Origin of the sequence: Nocardiopsis sp. CC223A (assembly GCF_030766825.1) — a bacterium.
In the GTDB taxonomy this organism is placed as follows: domain Bacteria; phylum Actinomycetota; class Actinomycetes; order Streptosporangiales; family Streptosporangiaceae; genus Nocardiopsis.
Map to the genome: position 1 here is coordinate 1 of NZ_JASFDV010000035.1, position 16180 is coordinate 16180.

A 16180-nucleotide genomic window follows, 5' to 3' on the forward strand; every position below is an offset into this window, starting at 1 on the left:
CTCCCGGATGGGGCCGGGCGTCCCGGGCGGGTGGACAACCCCCCGGGGTCGGGGGGTGAAGACCACCGGTGGCCTTCACCCCCCGCGGCACCCTCCGGGTGTGGTTGAGGGCTCCGGCGGGGAGGGTCCCGGTTCGTCCTCCGGACAGGCCGACGGGGACCGACCGCCTTGCCGGATTCCCGTGTGTCCGGAGCCCTCCGGGCGCGCGGGCGGGGTTCGGTATGGAATCGGCGGATTCACCCCGAGAGGTCGCCGCTCACCTGCGCAGCAGGGCGCGGATCGCCGCCGTGATCTCCTCTGGCGCGGACTCGGCCATGAAGTGCCCGGCGTCCAGGGTGCGGTGCTCCAGGTCCGGGGCCCACGCGCCCCACAGGGCGGCGGCGTCGTAGCCGAGCACCGCGCCCCAGTCCTGCTGGATCACCGTGACCGGCATGGCCAGGGTCCGCCCGGCCGCGCGGTCGGCGCGGTCGTGTTCGAGGTCGATCCCGGCGGAGGCGCGGTAGTCGGCCACGATCGACGGGACGGCCTCGCGCGAGGCCCGCAGGTACTCGGCCCGGACGTCGGTGGGGATCGCCCGCCCGTCGGCGCCCCAGCCGTCGAGGAAACCCGCGAAGAAGTCGTCGGCGACCGCGGAGATCATGCGTTCGGGCAGCCCGGGCGGCTGGGCCATCAGGTAGAGGTGGAAGGCGACGCGGGCGTCGGCCCCGTGCAGCACGTCCCACATGTCCAGGGTCGGCAGGACGTCCAGGGAGAGCAGGTGCGTGACGGTGCCGGGGTGGTCGAGCCCGGCGCGGAAGGCGACGAGCGCGCCCCGGTCGTGCCCGGCCAGGGCGAAGCGTTCGTGCCCCAGGGCGGCGGCCAGTGCGACGACGTCGGCGGCCATGGTGCGCTTGGCGTAGGTGTCGGGGGCGGACTCGGCGGGTTTGCCGCTGGCGCCGTACCCGCGCAGGTCGGGGCAGATGACGGTGTGGTCGGCGGCCAGCGCGGGGGCGACGTGGCGCCACATCAGGTGGGTCTGCGGGAAGCCGTGCAGCAGGACGACGGCGGGGCCGCCGTCGCCCAGGACGGCGGCGGTGATCGGGACGCCGGGGGCCACCTCGACGGTGACGGTGTCGGAGCCGGGGATGGTGCGGGACATGGGCTGCCTTTCACGGTGCGTGGAACCTGGTACCGATGAGCATCGCGGGCGCTGATCAGCGTTCGATCAGTGCCGGTGCTAGCGTCACGACGGTGGACACCTGGGATCTGCGCGTTCTCGGACCGGTGGGGGTCGTCGCCGGGGACGGACGGCCGGTCGCGCTGGGCGGCCGGCGCCAGCGCGAACTGCTCTGCCTGCTGCTGACCGCCCGCGGGCGGGTGGTCGGAGTGGAGCGGCTGGTCGATGAGCTGTGGCCGGACGACCCGCCGCCGCGCGCCAAGGGCGCGGTGCGCACCTTCGTCTCCGACCTGCGGCGGGCGCTGGAGGCGGACCGGGGGCGGCCGCGTGTGCTGGTCACCGAAGGTGCGGGGTACGCGCTGCGGGCACCGGCGGAGAATGTCGACGTCCGCCGTGTGGAGCGGTGGGTCGAGGAGTCGCGCGGCGCGCCGCCCGAGGAGGCGGCCCGTCTGCTGAGCGGCGCCCTGGCCCAGTGGCGCGGAGAGCCCTTCGAGGAGTTCGCCGACGCGGAATGGGCGCGGGCGGAGCGGGCCCACCTGGCGGAGCTGCGCGTCCGCACGGTCGAACGGCTCGCACAGGCGCGGCTGGACACCGGAGCGACCGATGAAGCGGTCGCCGCGCTGAACGCCCTGGTCGACACCCATCCCTGGCGTGAGGAGGCCTGGCGGCTGCTCGCCCTGGGACTGTACCGGGGAGGTCGGCGCCGCGACGCCCTGGCGGCGCTCGCCAGGGCCCGTGCCCGGCTGGTCGACGAACTCGGGCTGGACCCGGATCCCCGGCTGGCGGAGCTGGAGGTGGGCATCCTGCGCGGTGACCCGGCGCTGCGGTCGCCGTCCTCGGTACAGGACGTGTGGTCGAACGCGGCGGCCGCGTACGCGTCCGTGTCGGCGCGCAGCCGGTTGGAGACCACGGCCGTGCTCATCTCCGACCTGGCGGTGTCGGGGGCGGTGGCGGCCGCGGCGCGACAGCGGCTGGAGGCGATCGCGGCGGCCGAGCGGTTCGGCGACCCGGAGCTGACGGCGCGCGTCATCGGCCGGTTCGACGTTCCGGGGGTGTGGACGCGCTCGGACGACCCGGCGGGCGCGGCGGCGGTCGTCGCAGCGGCGGAGCGGACCCTGGACCGGCTCGGCGATGGCGGGAGCCGGGCGGCGCGGGCTCGGCTGCTGGCGACCGTCGCGATGGAGAGCCGCGGGACCGCGGACCGCGGCCCGGAGGCGCGCGAGGCGGAGCGGATCGCCCGGGAACTGGGGGATCCGCGGCTGCTGTGCACGGCGCTGGCGGGGCGACTGATGCAGGCGTTCGAGCGCACGGGGCTGGCCGCCGAACGCCACGGTCTGGCGACGGAGATCATCGACCTGGCGGTGGACCACGACCTGTCCACGTTCGAGATCCACGGTCGGATCAGCCGCATGCAGGCGCTCGGCGCGTTGGGGCTGTTCGGCGACGCGGACGCCGCGCGGGTGGACGCCCTGGCCGACACGTTCGACCGGCCGCTCGCCAGGGTCTTCACGGCCCTCTACCGCCGTATGCGCGACGGCGGCCCGACCGCCGAGGCCGCCGGGATCCTCGCCCGTTCCGGGATGGCCGGCCTGGCCGGGGGCGCCGCGGCCCTCGTGTCCCTCCCCGGCGCGGCCGTCCCCGAGGAGGACCTCGGCCCGTACGCCCCCTGGGTCCTGCCCTGGCTGGCCGCCCGCACCGGCGACCGGGTCCGGGCCCGGGTCCTGCTGGACTCGGTCCCCGATCCCCCGCGCGACCTCCTCCAGGAGGCGCTGTGGCTCCTCGTGCTCAAGGCCGCCCGTCTCGCCGACCACCCCGGCGCCGAACGGCGCGCCACCGCCGCCCTGCGCCCGGCCGCCCCCGAGCGCGCCGCCGGCAGCGCGGTCATCGACCTCGGCCCCATCGCCCCCTGGCTTCCCCCGCCCGATCCCCGGTAGCGGGCACGGAACACGCCGTCCCGGGCCCGGTCAGTCGGCCGGGGGCATCGGCACGGTGTCCAGGACCCGGTCGGCGATGGCGCGGGCGGGCACGGCGTAGGTGCCGTGCAGCTCGTGGACGAGCTTCTGGGCGCGGACGGCGGGCCAGTCCTCGGGCAGGTGCGCGACGGGGATGCGCGGGTCGCGGCGGATGGTCTGGAGCCAGTCGGTCATGAGCAGCAGGAGCCGGGCGAGGTCGTCGGGGGCCTCGGGCGCGGGTTCGGCGGTGTCCCAGCGGCCGAGGAAGCGCCGGTAGCGGTCGGCGAGGCCGTCGAGGTCGTAGGCGTCGGCGATGATGTCGCACACCTCGGTGGGCTCCACCGGGCGGGCGTGGAAGACGCGCACGTGGGCGTCCAGGCCGTCGATGACGCGGTGCGCGTCGACCTGTGCGGGCGCGATCCACAGCCCGTTCCCCATGGGGCCGAAGCCCGCCCAGGCCAGGCGGGAGCGCAGGTCGTGGCGTTCGCGCTGGCGGGACTCGGGCAGGGAGAAGGAGAGCAGGGTCCAGGGGGCGTCGGTGTCGACGTTGACCACGCCGGTGGTCCAGATCCGCCGTTCCCCGTCGGCGAGTATGTCGGCGGTGCGGCGGGTCAGGCCGTAGTAGACGCGGCGTCCGTGGCGCTCGCGGTGGAAGTGGCCGCGGCGGGCCATCCGGCTGAGGGTGGAGCGCACGGCGTGCTCGGAGACGCCGACGCGGGCGAAGACGTCGATGAAGCTGCCGGAGAAGACGCCGACGTCCCTGCCGAGCACGAAGTTGCCGAGGAAGCCGAACATGAGCGACTGGGGTCGCAGGCGGGGTTCGCTCTCCTCCGCGGGCGGCTCGTCGGTCTCCATGTGTTCTCCCTCCGGGGGTAGCGTAGCGCGACCCAATATTGGGCAATATCTTGACTGCGATCAAAAGTATGCCTAAGTTCGTGACTGGCGGCACCTTCCAGTGACTCACATCACTCCGCCACCGAACACATGTGCACTTTGCGAACAGGAGACGGTAATGGGCATCGACCTGTCGGGTAGGTCCGCGCTGGTCACCGGTGCCGGACGCGGCCTGGGACTGGCCTACGCCCGGCGGCTGGCCGCCGCCGGAGCGTCGGTCGTGGTCAACGACGCCGACGCCGGGGCCGCCGCCGAGGCGGCCGAGAAGATCACCGCCGAGGGCGGCACCGCCGTCGCCGAGGCCGCGGCCGTGGGCACCGCCGAGGCCGCCCAGCGGCTGGTGGACCGGGCCGTCGGGGAGTTCGGCGGACTGGACGTCCTGGTCACCAACGCCGGGGTCCTGCGCGACCGCGTGCTGTGGAAGATGAGCGACGACGACTTCGACACCGTCGTCGGCGTCCACCTGCGCGGCACCTTCACCTGCGCCCGCGCCGCCGTCACCCGCATGCGCGAACAGGGCCGGGGCGGCCGCCTCGTCCTCGTCGGCTCCCCCGCCGGGCAGCGCGGCAACTTCGGGCAGACCAACTACGCCGCCGCCAAGGCCGGGATCGCCGCCATGGCCCGCACCTGGTCCATGGAGTGCGCCCGCGCCGGCATCACCGTGAACGCGATCGTCCCCGTGGCCGCCACCGCCATGACCGAGACCATCCCCGCCTTCGCACCCCACATCGAAGCCGCCCGGGAACGCGGCGGGGCGCTGCCCGACTGGCTGCGCAAGGGCGAGGGCCTCGGCACCCCCGAGGACGCCGCCGGACTGGTCGCCTTCCTGGCCTCCGACGCCTCCGCCGACGTGACCGGCCAGTGCATCGGGATCGGCGGCGACCGCCTGTCCCTGTGGTCGCACCCGGCGGAGAAGACCGTGGCGTTCTCCGACGGCGGCTGGAGCGCCGAGGACATCGCCGCCGCCTGGCCCACCACCCTGGGCCGCACCCCCGAGAGCGTGGGCGTCCCCGCCCCCGCCGCCCCCACCGGGGACGGTTCCTGATGCCCGGCGTCGACGTCGAGGCGGTCACCGCCATCGACGTGCACACCCACGCCGAGGTCTCCTCCCACGGACACCAGTCGCTGGACGACTCCCTCCACGACGCCTCCAGCGCCTACTTCGGCACCGACAAGGCACACCGCAGACCCACCCTGGAGGAACTGGCCGCCCACTACCGCGAGCGGAACATGGCGGCCGTCGTCTTCCCCGTGGACACCGAGTCCACCACCGGCCTGCCCGCCGTCCCCAACGACGAGGTCGCCAAGGCCGCCGCCGACAACCCCGACGTGCTCATCCCCTTCGCCAGCATCGACCCCGCCAAGGGCCGCCTGGGCGCGCGCGAGGCCCGGCGCCTGGTCACCGAGTGCGGTGTCAAGGGGTTCAAGTTCCACCCCAACCTCCAGGAGTTCTTCCCCAACGACCGCTCCGCCTACGTGCTCTACGAGGCGTTGGAGGAACTCGGGGCGATCGCGCTGTTCCACACCGGCCAGACCGGCATCGGCGCGGGCGCGCCCGGCGGGGGCGGCATCCGCCTGAAGTACTCCAACCCCCTGTACGTCGACGACGTGGCCGCCGACTTCCCCGGCATGCCCATCATCCTGGCCCACCCCTCCTTCCCCTGGCAGGACGAGGCGCTGTCGGTGGCCGTGCACAAGCCGCAGGTCCACATCGACCTGTCCGGCTGGTCGCCCAGGTACTTCCCGCCCCAACTCGTGCGCTACGCCAACTCGCTGTTGCAGGACCGCGTGCTGTTCGGCTCCGACTACCCGGTCATCTCCCCCGACCGCTGGCTGGCCGACTTCGCCGAGCTGGACATCAAGCCCGAGGTGCGCCCCAAGATCCTCAAGCACAACGCCGCCAGGCTGCTCGGCCTCACCGGGGGTGAGGGCGGTGCGTGACGAGGGGATCGGCTCGTGGACGGCGCGGCGGGCCCGCTCCTCGCCCGAGCGCGTCGCGGTCGTCCACGGCGACCGCGAGTACACCTACGCCGACCTGCACGGCCGGGTGCGCCGCCTGGCCGCGGCACTGCGGGAACGCGGCGTGCGCCGGGGCGACCGCGTCGCCTACCTGGGCGGCAACCACCCCGCCCTGTTGGAGACCCTGTTCGCCGCGGGCACGCTGGGGGCGGCGTTCGTCCCCCTCAACACCCGGCTGGCCGCTCCCGAGCTGGCCTACATCATCGAGGACTCGGGCGCCTCCGTCCTGGTGTACGGAGCGGAACAGGAGGGGGCCGCCGGGGAACTGCACGACCGGTCGACCGTGCGCCTCGCGATCCCGGTGGGCTCCGGCGGAGCGGACGGCTACGAGGCGCTGCTGGCCTCCGGCGCACCCGCGGACCCGGACGAGCCCGTCGGGCTCGACGACACCTGCATGATCATGTACACCTCCGGCACCACCGGACGGCCCAAGGGCGCCGAGCTCACCCACGGCAACATCACCTGGAACTGCGTCAACGTCCTCATCGACGTGGACGTGACCGCCGACGAGGTCACCCTGGTCAGCGCACCCATGTTCCACACCGCCGCGCTCAACATGACCTGCCTGCCCACCCTGCTCAAGGGCGGCCGCGTGGTCATCGAGCCCCGGTTCGACCCCGCCCGCACCATCGAGCTGTTCGCCACCCGGCGGATCAGCTGGATGTTCGGCGTCCCCGCCATGTTCAACGCCCTGGCCGAACACCCCGGCTGGCCCGGGGCCGACCTGTCGTCGCTGCGGGTGCTCATGGCCGGCGGCGCGCCCGTCCCCGACTCCACCATCGCCGCCTACCAGAAGCGCGGGCTCACCTTCCTCCAGGGCTACGGCATGACCGAGACCTCCCCCGGGGTGCTCATGCTGGGCGCCGCCGACAGCGTCCGCAAGGCCGGGAGTGCCGGGCGGCCGAGCATCTTCACCGACGTGCGCATCGTGCGCCCCGACCTGACCGAGGCCGCACCCGGAGAACCCGGGGAGGTCGTCGTCCAGGGGCCCAACGTCATGCGCGGCTACTGGGGCCGCCCCGACGACACCGCGCGCGCCCACACCGCCGACGGCTGGTTCCGCACCGGAGACGTGGCCACCAGGGACCCCGAGGGGTTCGTCACCATCGTCGACCGCGCCAAGGACATGATCATCTCCGGCGGCGAGAACATCTACCCCGCCGAGGTGGAGAACGTCCTCCACGACCACCCCGACGTGCTCGAATGCGCGGTCATCGCGGTCCCCGACGAGCGCTGGGGCGAGGTCGGCCGCGCCGTCGTCGTCGCCTGCCCGGGCTCCTCGCCCACCGAGGCCGAGCTGCTCGCCCACGCCGGGCGGCGCCTGGCCCGCTACAAGATCCCCAAATCCGTGGTGTTCGCCGACGAGCTGCCGCGCAACGCCACCGGCAAGCTCCGCAAGGCCGACCTGCGCGCGGCCTACGGCACCCCCTGACCCTCCGCCCTCCACCGACCCGAAGAAGGAACCATGCCCATCACCGTCACCGGACTCGACGAACTGCGCGCCGCCGCGGGCAAGGACCTGGGGCACAGCCCCTGGCGCACCGTCGACCAGCAGCGCATCGACACCTTCGCCGACGCCACCGACGACCACCAGTGGATCCACACCGACCCCGAACGCGCCGCGGACGGCCCGTTCGGCGGCACCATCGCCCACGGCTACCTGACGCTGTCGCTCGTCATCCCGATGTTCGGCGAGGTGCTGGAGATGAAGGGGATCGACATGGCCGTCAACTACGGCCTCAACAAGGTCCGCTTCCCCTCCCCCGTGCCCGTCGGCGCCCGGGTGCGGCTGGCCGCCACGCTCGCCGAGGTCACCGACGTCAAGGGCGGGGTCCAGGCCACCGTCGACGGCGTCATCGAGATCGAGGGCTCCGACAAGCCCGCCTGCGTGCTCCAGGGCGTCTACCGGTACTACGCCTGACACGGGGCGCGGGCCCGCCGGGGTCCGCGCCCCTCCCACCCCCCTGCGGTTCCCCCCGAGAGGACACGACCTGCGATGACCTCCTCCGCCACCCCGTCCCCCGCCTCCGTCGACCCGCGCGAGATCCGCCGCGTCGCCCTGTCCAGCTACCTCGGCACGACCGTGGAGATGTACGACTTCCTCCTCTACGGCACCGCCGCGGCCCTGGTGTTCGGGCCGCTGTTCTTCCCCGACCTGGACCCGCTCGTCGGCGTCATCGCCTCGTTCGGCACGCTGGCCGCGGGCTACTTCGCCCGCCCGCTCGGCGGGATCGTCTTCGGCCACTTCGGCGACCGGCTGGGCCGCAAGCGGATGCTGCTGACCACGATGCTGCTCATGGGCGTGGCCAGCACGCTCATCGGCGTCCTGCCCACCTACGCCCAGGTCGGCATCGCCGCGCCGATCGCCCTCGTCCTCCTGCGCGTCCTCCAGGGCGTGGCCGTGGGCGGCGAGTGGGGCGGTGCCGCGCTGATGACCGTCGAACACGCCCGTCCCGAGAACCGCGGGGTGTGGGGCGGCGTCACCCAGATGGGCGCCCCCTCGGGTGCGGTGCTGGCCACGCTGGCACTCGCCCTGGCCGGGCTGCTGCCGGACGAGCAGTTCATGTCGTGGGGCTGGCGGGTGCCGTTCCTGGCCAGCGCCGTGCTGATCGGGGTGGGCCTGTTCGTGCGGCTGCGCGTCGCCGAGAGCCCGGTGTTCGCCACCGCCGAACCCCGCCGGGGCGGCCGCCGCATCCCGTTCGTCGAGGTCGTCACCGTCCGGCCCGTGAACCTGCTGCTGGCGGTCGCGGCGGGCATCGCCCCGTTCGCGGCCCAGGGCATCTTCACCGCCTTCGTCATCTCCTACGCCATCGGCATCGGCTACGACCGCTCCACCGCGCTGGTCGCCGTGGTGGTCTCCTCGGCCCTGGCCATCGCGCTCACCCCGGTCTTCGCCCGGCTCTCGGACCTCGTGGGCCGCAGGCCCGTCTACCTCGGGGGCTGCCTGGCGGTCGCCGCCACCGCCTTCCCCTGCTTCTGGCTGGTCAACACCGGCCACGCCGCCGGGCTGGTCGCGGCGACCGTACTGGCCCAGTCCGTGGTGGTCACCGCGATGTACGCGCCGATGGCCGCCCTGCTGTCGGAGATGTTCGACACCCACCTGCGCTACACGGGCGCGTCGGTGGGCTACCAGACCGCGAGCGTCCTGGGCGCGGGTCTGAGCCCGCTGGCCGCCGCGGCCCTGCTCACCGCCGCGGGCGGCGGCACCGCCACCCACGGCATCTCCTGGCTGCTCGTCGCCGCCGGGCTCGTCGGCGCCGCGGCGATCTGGTTCACCGGCGAGACGGGCCGGCGGGACCTCACCGACATCGACGCCACCTGAATCGAGGAACGCACCGATGCAGACGTCCCGATCCTTCCCGCTCAACGCCTGGTACGCCGCCGCCTGGGACCACGAGGTGGGGCGCTCACTCCTCGCCCGCACCGTGTGCGGAGCCCCGGTCGTGCTCTACCGGCGCACGGACGGCCGCGTCACCGCGCTGGCCGACGCCTGCTGGCACCGCCTGGTCCCGCTGTCCATGGGGCGGCTGGTGGGCGACGGCATCCAGTGCGGCTACCACGGCATCCGCTACGACTCCGACGGACGGGCCACCCACATGCCCGCCCAGGAGACCCTCAACCCCAGCGCCTGCGTGCGCTCCTACCCGGTGGTCGAACGCCACCGCTACGTGTGGCTCTGGCCGGGCGACCCGGCCGGAGCCGACCCGGCACTGGTACCCGACATGCACTGGAACGACGACCCGGAGTGGGCCGGCGACGGTAAGACCATCCACACCGAGTGCGACTACCGGCTCGTCCTCGACAACCTCATGGATCTGACGCATGAGACGTTCCTGCACGGATCCAGCATCGGCAACGCCGAACTGAACGAGGTGCCCTTCGAGGTCACCCACACCGACACCACGGTCACCGTCACCCGGTGGATGCACGGCATCCAGGCACCGCCGTTCTGGGCCGCCCAGTTGGCCGAGCGCTTCCCCGACCACACGGGGCCGGTCGACCGCTGGCAGATCATCCGCTTCGAGGCGCCCTCGACCATCTGCATCGACGTGGGCGTGGCCAAGGCCGGGACGGGCGCACCCGAGGGCGACCGGTCCCAGGGCGTCAACGGGTACGTGCTCAACACCATCACCCCCGAGACCGACGGCACCTCCCACTACTTCTGGGCGTTCGCCCGCAATTACAAGCTGCTCGACCAGCGCATCACCACCCGGTTGCGCGAGGGGGTGTCGGGCGTGTTCTTCGAAGACGAGACCATGCTCAACGCCCAGCAGCGGGCCATCGAGGCCAATCCCGGCTACGACTTCTACAACCTCAACATCGACGCGGGCGGCATGTGGGTGCGGCGCCTGCTGGAGCGCATGGTCGACGCCGAGGCAGGCGTGTGATGGCCGGGCGTGAGCGGGCGCGCTGGTTCGACGTCCGGGTGGAGCGCACCGAACCGGTCACCTCCGAAGTGCGGCGCATCGTCCTCGACCCGGGCGGACCGGTGGCGGTGCCGCCCGGAGGGCACATCGAGGTGGCCGTGCAGGTGGACGGACGTCCGCAGACCCGCTGCTACTCGCTGGTCGATGACGGACGCGACGCCGGGCGTCTGGTCGTGGGTGTGCGTCTGGCCCCGGACGGACGCGGCGGCAGCCGCTACATGCACGGTCTGCGACCCGGGGACACCCTCAAGGTGTGCGGGCCCCGGGACGGTTTCGGCCTGCTCCCGGGCCGCGAACGCTATCTGCTCCTGGCGGGCGGCATCGGGATCACGCCGCTCATCGGCATGGCCCGCGTGCTGCGGGACTCCGGCGCCGACTACCGGATCGTCCACGCGGGCCGCTCCCGCGACGCGATGCCCTTTCTGGACGGGCTGCGCGCCGACCACCCGGGCCGTGTCGAGTGCGCGGTCTCCGGCGAGGGCACCCGGCTGGACCTGGCCGGACTCGTCAGGGACGCACCGGAGGGCACCGAGGTGTACGTGTGCGGGCCGATGCGCATGGTCGAGGAGTTGCGACGGCACTGGCAGCAAGCCGGCCGTCCCGCTTCGGCGCTGCGTCTGGAGACCTTCGGCAGCAGCGGCACCCACCCGGCGACGGAGTTCACCGTGGAGATCCCGCGCCTGGGCATCCACGCCACCGTTCCGCGCAACGAATCGATGCTGGACGCCCTGCGCGCGGCGGGCGCCGACATGATGTTCGACTGCCTGCGCGGAGAATGCGGGCTGTGCGAGGTCAGGGTGCTCTCCACCACCGCACCCATCGACCATCGCGACGTGTTCCTCAGCGATCGGCAGAAGGCCGCCGAACACACCCTGTGCACCTGCGTGTCCCGGGCGGTGGGCGGTCACCTGTCCATCGATGTCCCCTGACCCGCTCCCGTCCGTGAGGGGTCTCGATGAAGTCGTCAAGCCGTCTGCGGGACCGGAGGGGCGGGCGGCCACTCCTCAGAGGCCATGGGCGGCAAGACCCCGTCAGCCGCACCCGGCCCTCCCGGGCCACCCACCAACTTACGGAGGTCCCCATGACCGAGAGCCCCACCACCCCCGACCCGCTCCACCCCGATGTCTGGACCGGCCGCGTCTTCGACGGCACGTGGCGCGGAACCGCCGCCACCTCACCCGTCGTCGAACCCGCCACCGGGAAGGTCCTGGGCCGTATCGGCCTGGCCTCCCCCGACGACACGGCCATCGCCACCGAGCGGGCCGCCGATGCCCAGCGCGGCTGGGCCGCCCTGCCCTACCACGAGCGCGGCCGTATCCTGCGCCGCGCCGCCGACGCCCTCCACCGGCACGGTGAACGGATCCAGGAGTGGATCATCCGCGAGTCCGGATCTGTCCGGGCCAAGGCGGCCCTGGAGGTCGCCGTGTCGGCCCGCGAGTGCGAGGAGGCCGCCGCCCTGGCCTCGGCCCCGCAAGGGGAGCTGCTGCCCACCGACCAGGACCGGACGTCGATGACCCGACGGGTGCCCGTGGGTGTGGTCGGGGTCATCGCGCCGTTCAACTTCCCGCTGATCCTGGCGATGCGCTCGGTCGCCCCCGCGTTGGCCCTGGGCAACGCGGTCGTCCTCAAGCCGGACCCGCGTACCGCCGTGTGCGCGGGCGCGGCCATCGCCCTCGTCTTCGAGGAGGCGGGACTCCCCGAGGGCGTGCTGCACGTGTTGCCCGGCGGCCCCGACACGGGCCGCGCGCTGGTGGCCGACCCGCGCGTACCCGTCGTCTCCTTCACCGGCTCCACGGCCGCCGGTCGCGCGGTGGGCGAGCTCGCCGCCCGCCACCTCAAGCGCGCCCACCTGGAACTGGGCGGCAACTCGGCGTTCGTGGTACTCGACGACGCCGACCTGGACGCCGCCGTCGGCCTCGGGGCGTGGGGGTCGTTCCTGCACTCGGGCCAGATCTGCATGTCCTCGGGGCGCCACCTGGTGCATTCCTCGCTGGTGGAGGAGTACACCGAGCGCCTGGCCGCCAAGGCCGACGCCCTGCCCGTGGGCGACCCGGTGTCGGACCAGGTGGCACTGGGTCCGATCATCGACGCCCGGCAACTGGAGCACGTGCACGGCCTGGTCACCGAGACGGTCGCGGCCGGGGCGCGGCTGGCGGCGGGCGGCACCTACGAGGGCCTGTTCTACCGGCCGACCGTGCTGGGCGGGGTGACCCCCCGGATGCCCGCCTGCGCCCAGGAGGTGTTCGGCCCGGTCGCGCCCGTGATCGCCTTCGACACGCTGGACGAGGCCGCCGACCTGGCCGCCGACAGCGAGTACGGCCTGAGCCTGGGCATCGCCACCGCCGACGTCGCCAAGGGGCTGGCGCTGGCCGAGCGCGTTCCGACCGGGATGGCGCACATCAACGACCAGACCGTCAACGACGACGCCGTGGCGCCCTTCGGCGGGCTGGGAGCGTCGGGCTTCGGCCGAGTGGGCGGAGTGGCCGCCAATCTGGAGGCCTTCACCGAGACCCGATGGGTCACCTTCCGCGGCCGAGCCGCCGCCTACCCGTTCTGAACCGGAGGAACAATGTCGACGACCCGAGCGGCCGTGGCCCACGCGGGCACCGGCTCCTTCACCTGGACCGACGTGCGACTGGACGAGCCCCGCCCCGACGAGGTGCTGGTCCGAGTCGTGGGCGTGGGCATCTGCCACACCGACCTGTCCTCTCGCGACGGCGGACTGCCGGTTCCGCTGCCCGCCGTCCTGGGCCACGAAGGCGCCGGGGTGGTGGAGGCGGTGGGCGGCGGCGTCACCCGCACCCGGCCGGGTGACACCGTGCTGCTGTCCTTCAGCTCCTGCGGGGAGTGCCCGTCCTGTGCGGCGGAGACCCCGGCCTACTGCGCGACCTTCCTGCCGCGCAACTTCAGCGGGGTGCGGTCCGACGGAAGCGCGTCCATCACGGCGGCCGACGGCTCCCCCATCGGCGGACGCTTCTTCGGCCAGTCCGCGTTCGCCCATCGGGCGCTGGTGGACGAGCGCAGCGTCGTGCCCGTCACCGTCTCCGACGAGGACGAGCTGGCCGCGCTGGCGCCGCTGGGCTGCGGTGTGCAGACCGGCGCGGGGGCGGTGCTCAACACGCTCTCCCCCGAAGAGGGCCGGAGCGTGGCCGTCTTCGGCGCGGGAGCGGTGGGACTGTCGGCGGTGATGGCCGCCGCGCTCACCGGCGCGAACCCGGTCATCGCGGTGGACGTGGTGCCCTCCCGCCTCGAACTGGCCCTGGAGCTGGGCGCCACGCACACCGTCGACGCCGCCGAGGAGGACCCGGTGGCCGCGATCTCGAAGATCACCGGCGGCGGAGCCGACTTCACGGTGGAGTGCAGCGGCGTGCCGGCGGTACTGCGCCAGTCGGTGGACTGCCTGGCGGTCTCGGGGACCGTGGCGGTGGTGGGCGCTCCGGCCTTCGGCACGGAGGTGTCCTTGGACGTCAATGACCTGCTACAGGGCCGCACGGTGCGCGGGGTGATCGAGGGCGACAGCGACCCGGACACGTTCGTGCCGCACCTGGTGGACCTGCACCGCCAGGGCCGCCTGCCCTTCGACCGGATGGTGCGCTTCTACGCCCCCGAGCAGATCAACGAGGCCGCCGCCGACGCCGAGTCCGGGAGGGTCCTCAAGCCGGTTCTGCGCTTCGACGGCTGACCGGCCGGTCGTGGCGGTCGACGGCAGGCCTCACCGGGTGCGGCCTGCCGTCGACCGCCACGGCCGTGTCAGGCTCCGTTTCCGGTGCGACCGGCCAGTAGTTGCGTTTCCCAGGCGAAGGCGATGCCGCCGGCACCGCCGTGCCGCACCAGGATCTCGGCCCGGCCCGGCACGGTCTCCTCCCGGGCCCGGTCGCGCTGCCGCTCCGCGACCACGGCCAACCAGTTGAGCGGCGTCACACCGGCTTTGATCATCCGCCGCACGGCCATCTCGTGCGCCTCCACCGACACCCCGCCGGAGGCGTCGGTGACGGCGTAGACGTCGTAGTCCTCGCCCGTCGCCTGGATCGCCGGCATGGCCGCACGGATCTCCGTCCACGGACCGGCCATGACCGGCTTCCCGCGGGCCGGTCGCCCCGACCGGGTCGCCCGGCCCGCGGGCCCCACCCGGCGCACCGGTGGCGGGGCCGACCCGTCAGGCGAGGGGGTCGCGGGGGTCGGGGCCCGCCTCCCACACACGCGCGGCCTCGTCGATGAGCGCCCCGCCCCTGACGGCCTCGGCGCCGGCCAGCGCGCCCAGGGTCACCAGGACCGCGTCGCCGTCGGCCGATCCGGCGGCCAGGCCCGGGCCGTGCTCGTCGAGGTAGGCGCGCAGGGCCGCACCGTCCTGGTGTTCGCCGAGCACCTCCTGGAGGCGGGAGGCCCACGAGCGTACGCGTTCGGCCCGTTCGCCCAGGGCGGGGGCGGCGAGCGCGGCGGCGTAGCGGGTGCGTTTGGCGGCCTTGCGGACCTCGTGCCAGGCGGTCAGCCGCTCGTCCGTGCTCGTGGCGGCCACCGCGCGCTCATGGGCGGCGGACATCCGGCGGCAGGCCCGGACCAGGTCGTCGGCCAGGACGCGGTGCGCCTTCCGGTGGGCGGCCCCGGTCAGCGGCGGGTCGGTGCGCAGGCCGTCCAGGGAGTCCAGCAGGGCGAAGTAGCGCGGACCCGACAGCTCCTCGGCGATCCGGTCCATCGCGGCGGCGCGGCGGTCGTCGAGCGTGTGCAGCCAGGAGTCGGTGAGCACGTGTCCGGCGGCGTGCTCGGGAAGAACCTCGATCCACCGCCCGCACCGCTCCCGGAGGACCTCCAGGTCCCGTGCCCGGCCCAGCACCCGCGCCAGGCGGCGGAGCTCGCGTTCGACCGGCCGCGTGGAACTGCGGTGCAGGACGGAGGGGAACACCCGGAGCACGGTGCGGATCCTGCGCACGGACACCCGCATCTGGTGCACGGCGTCGGGTTCGTCCAGGCGGACCTTCGGGTCGCGGTCGAGCATGCGCTCGGTCTGGTCCCACAGGTAGGCCAGGACCGCATCGGCCGCGGTGTCCCCCGCGGGCCGGGGCGTGGGCCGGGGAACGCGGTCGCCGAGCACGGTGAGGAGCTTGCTGCCGGTAGCCGAGGGGGCGGCCCCGGCCGAGACCAGGCGTCGGCCGATGTCGCGCTGGAGGTCGCGACCGCCTCCGGCGAGCTCGACCTCGACCTCCCGCCAGGTGGTCGTGGTGGTCGTCTCCCCGGTGACCGTGTCGTCGGCGACCAGGGCGAGGGGCTCGCCCGCCGGGTCGCGCAGCACGTACTCGGTGCGCCGGGTGCCGATCCGGGCGACCGGGCGCAGCGGTTCCCCCCGGGCGGCCGCGGCCGCGAGCCGGGCGAGTTCGGCCGGGACGGTGCCGGTGTCCGGGCCCGGCGGGGCGTGGAACTCGCGTTTGGCGTCCCGGCCCCACGGGATCTTCAGGTGCCATCCGGCGTCCGTGCCGCCGCTGCGCCGGCGCAGTGTGATCCGGCGCGCGGCCAGGCGCAGGCCGTCGGTGTCGTAGTAGGTGGCGTCCAGCTCGTGCCGCCGTTGCCCGACCCCGCCGGGGGCGAGGTCGGCCAGGTCCGGCAGGCTCAGGTCCGGGGCGAAGGAGTAGGTGGTCTCGATCTCGATGTGGTCGGGCACCGGCGGCTCACCTCCGATGGCGCGCCCCCCGTCCGAGGGGATCGGGGCGGGTGACGGAAACTCGTACTCGCGTTCTACC

At 73.9% G+C, this 16180-nt stretch carries 14 protein-coding genes; 10 read left to right on the forward strand and 4 right to left on the reverse strand.

The genetic code is table 11. The features are described from left to right. Window positions 1–256: 256 nt before the first annotated feature. Complete coding sequence (locus QJS33_RS15735) at window positions 257–1138, reverse strand: alpha/beta fold hydrolase (RefSeq protein ID WP_306368726.1); 882 nt, start codon at window positions 1136–1138, stop codon at window positions 257–259. 92 nt (window positions 1139–1230) lie between these two features. Here QJS33_RS15735 and QJS33_RS15740 point away from each other — a divergent pair, with 92 nt between their 5' ends. Then, on the forward strand, window positions 1231–3090 hold the full coding sequence (locus tag QJS33_RS15740) for a BTAD domain-containing putative transcriptional regulator (RefSeq protein ID WP_306368727.1): 1860 nt from the start codon (window positions 1231–1233) through the stop codon (window positions 3088–3090). Window positions 3091–3120: 30 nt separating this feature from the next. Here QJS33_RS15740 and QJS33_RS15745 read toward each other — a convergent pair whose 3' ends face one another. Continuing rightward, complete coding sequence (locus QJS33_RS15745; protein ID WP_306368728.1) at window positions 3121–3963, reverse strand: PaaX family transcriptional regulator C-terminal domain-containing protein; 843 nt, start codon at window positions 3961–3963, stop codon at window positions 3121–3123. Between the two features lie 157 nt (window positions 3964–4120). Between QJS33_RS15745 and QJS33_RS15750 the strand changes: the two genes are divergently transcribed. The 9 genes from QJS33_RS15750 to QJS33_RS15790 all read left to right on the forward strand — a co-directional run bounded on the left by QJS33_RS15750 (window position 4121) and on the right by QJS33_RS15790 (window position 14130). Then, a complete protein-coding gene (locus QJS33_RS15750) occupies window positions 4121–5047 on the forward strand; it encodes an SDR family NAD(P)-dependent oxidoreductase (RefSeq protein ID WP_306368729.1) in 927 nt (308 codons plus the stop codon). Next, window positions 5047–5943 carry an amidohydrolase family protein gene (locus QJS33_RS15755; RefSeq protein WP_306368730.1) on the forward strand — a complete coding sequence of 299 codons (897 nt, stop codon included), beginning with the start codon at window positions 5047–5049 and terminating at the stop codon, window positions 5941–5943. The genes QJS33_RS15750 and QJS33_RS15755 overlap by 1 nt, the downstream gene beginning before the upstream one ends. Then, window positions 5936–7453 (forward strand): long-chain fatty acid--CoA ligase, encoded by a 1518-nt coding sequence (locus QJS33_RS15760; RefSeq protein ID WP_306368731.1) that lies wholly within the window; start codon window positions 5936–5938, stop codon window positions 7451–7453. Before QJS33_RS15755 ends, QJS33_RS15760 begins: the two co-directional genes overlap by 8 nt. A gap of 33 nt (window positions 7454–7486) precedes the next feature. Then, a complete protein-coding gene (locus QJS33_RS15765) occupies window positions 7487–7942 on the forward strand; it encodes a MaoC family dehydratase (RefSeq protein WP_306368732.1) in 456 nt (151 codons plus the stop codon). Between the two features lie 75 nt (window positions 7943–8017). Further along, window positions 8018–9343: an MFS transporter gene (locus QJS33_RS15770; RefSeq protein ID WP_306368733.1), complete on the forward strand. Its 1326-nt coding sequence runs from the start codon at window positions 8018–8020 to the stop codon at window positions 9341–9343. Between the two features lie 16 nt (window positions 9344–9359). Further along, complete coding sequence (locus tag QJS33_RS15775; RefSeq protein WP_306368734.1) at window positions 9360–10409, forward strand: aromatic ring-hydroxylating dioxygenase subunit alpha; 1050 nt, start codon at window positions 9360–9362, stop codon at window positions 10407–10409. Next, window positions 10409–11377 carry a PDR/VanB family oxidoreductase gene (locus QJS33_RS15780; RefSeq protein WP_306368735.1) on the forward strand — a complete coding sequence of 323 codons (969 nt, stop codon included), beginning with the start codon at window positions 10409–10411 and terminating at the stop codon, window positions 11375–11377. The genes QJS33_RS15775 and QJS33_RS15780 overlap by 1 nt, the downstream gene beginning before the upstream one ends. A gap of 152 nt (window positions 11378–11529) precedes the next feature. After that, window positions 11530–13005, forward strand: coding sequence for a benzaldehyde dehydrogenase (locus QJS33_RS15785; RefSeq protein ID WP_306368736.1), 1476 nt, complete (start codon window positions 11530–11532; stop codon window positions 13003–13005). A 12-nt stretch (window positions 13006–13017) separates the two neighbouring features. Beyond that, complete coding sequence (locus QJS33_RS15790) at window positions 13018–14130, forward strand: NAD(P)-dependent alcohol dehydrogenase (RefSeq protein WP_306368737.1); 1113 nt, start codon at window positions 13018–13020, stop codon at window positions 14128–14130. Between the two features lie 68 nt (window positions 14131–14198). Here QJS33_RS15790 and QJS33_RS15795 read toward each other — a convergent pair whose 3' ends face one another. Both QJS33_RS15795 and QJS33_RS15800 read right to left on the reverse strand, forming a co-directional pair. Further along, entirely contained in the window at window positions 14199–14519 is a 321-nt protein-coding gene (locus tag QJS33_RS15795) for an isochorismatase family protein (RefSeq protein WP_306368738.1), read from the reverse strand. Window positions 14520–14604: 85 nt separating this feature from the next. Further along, entirely contained in the window at window positions 14605–16101 is a 1497-nt protein-coding gene (locus tag QJS33_RS15800) for a CYTH and CHAD domain-containing protein (protein WP_306368739.1), read from the reverse strand. Window positions 16102–16180 lie beyond the last annotated feature (79 nt).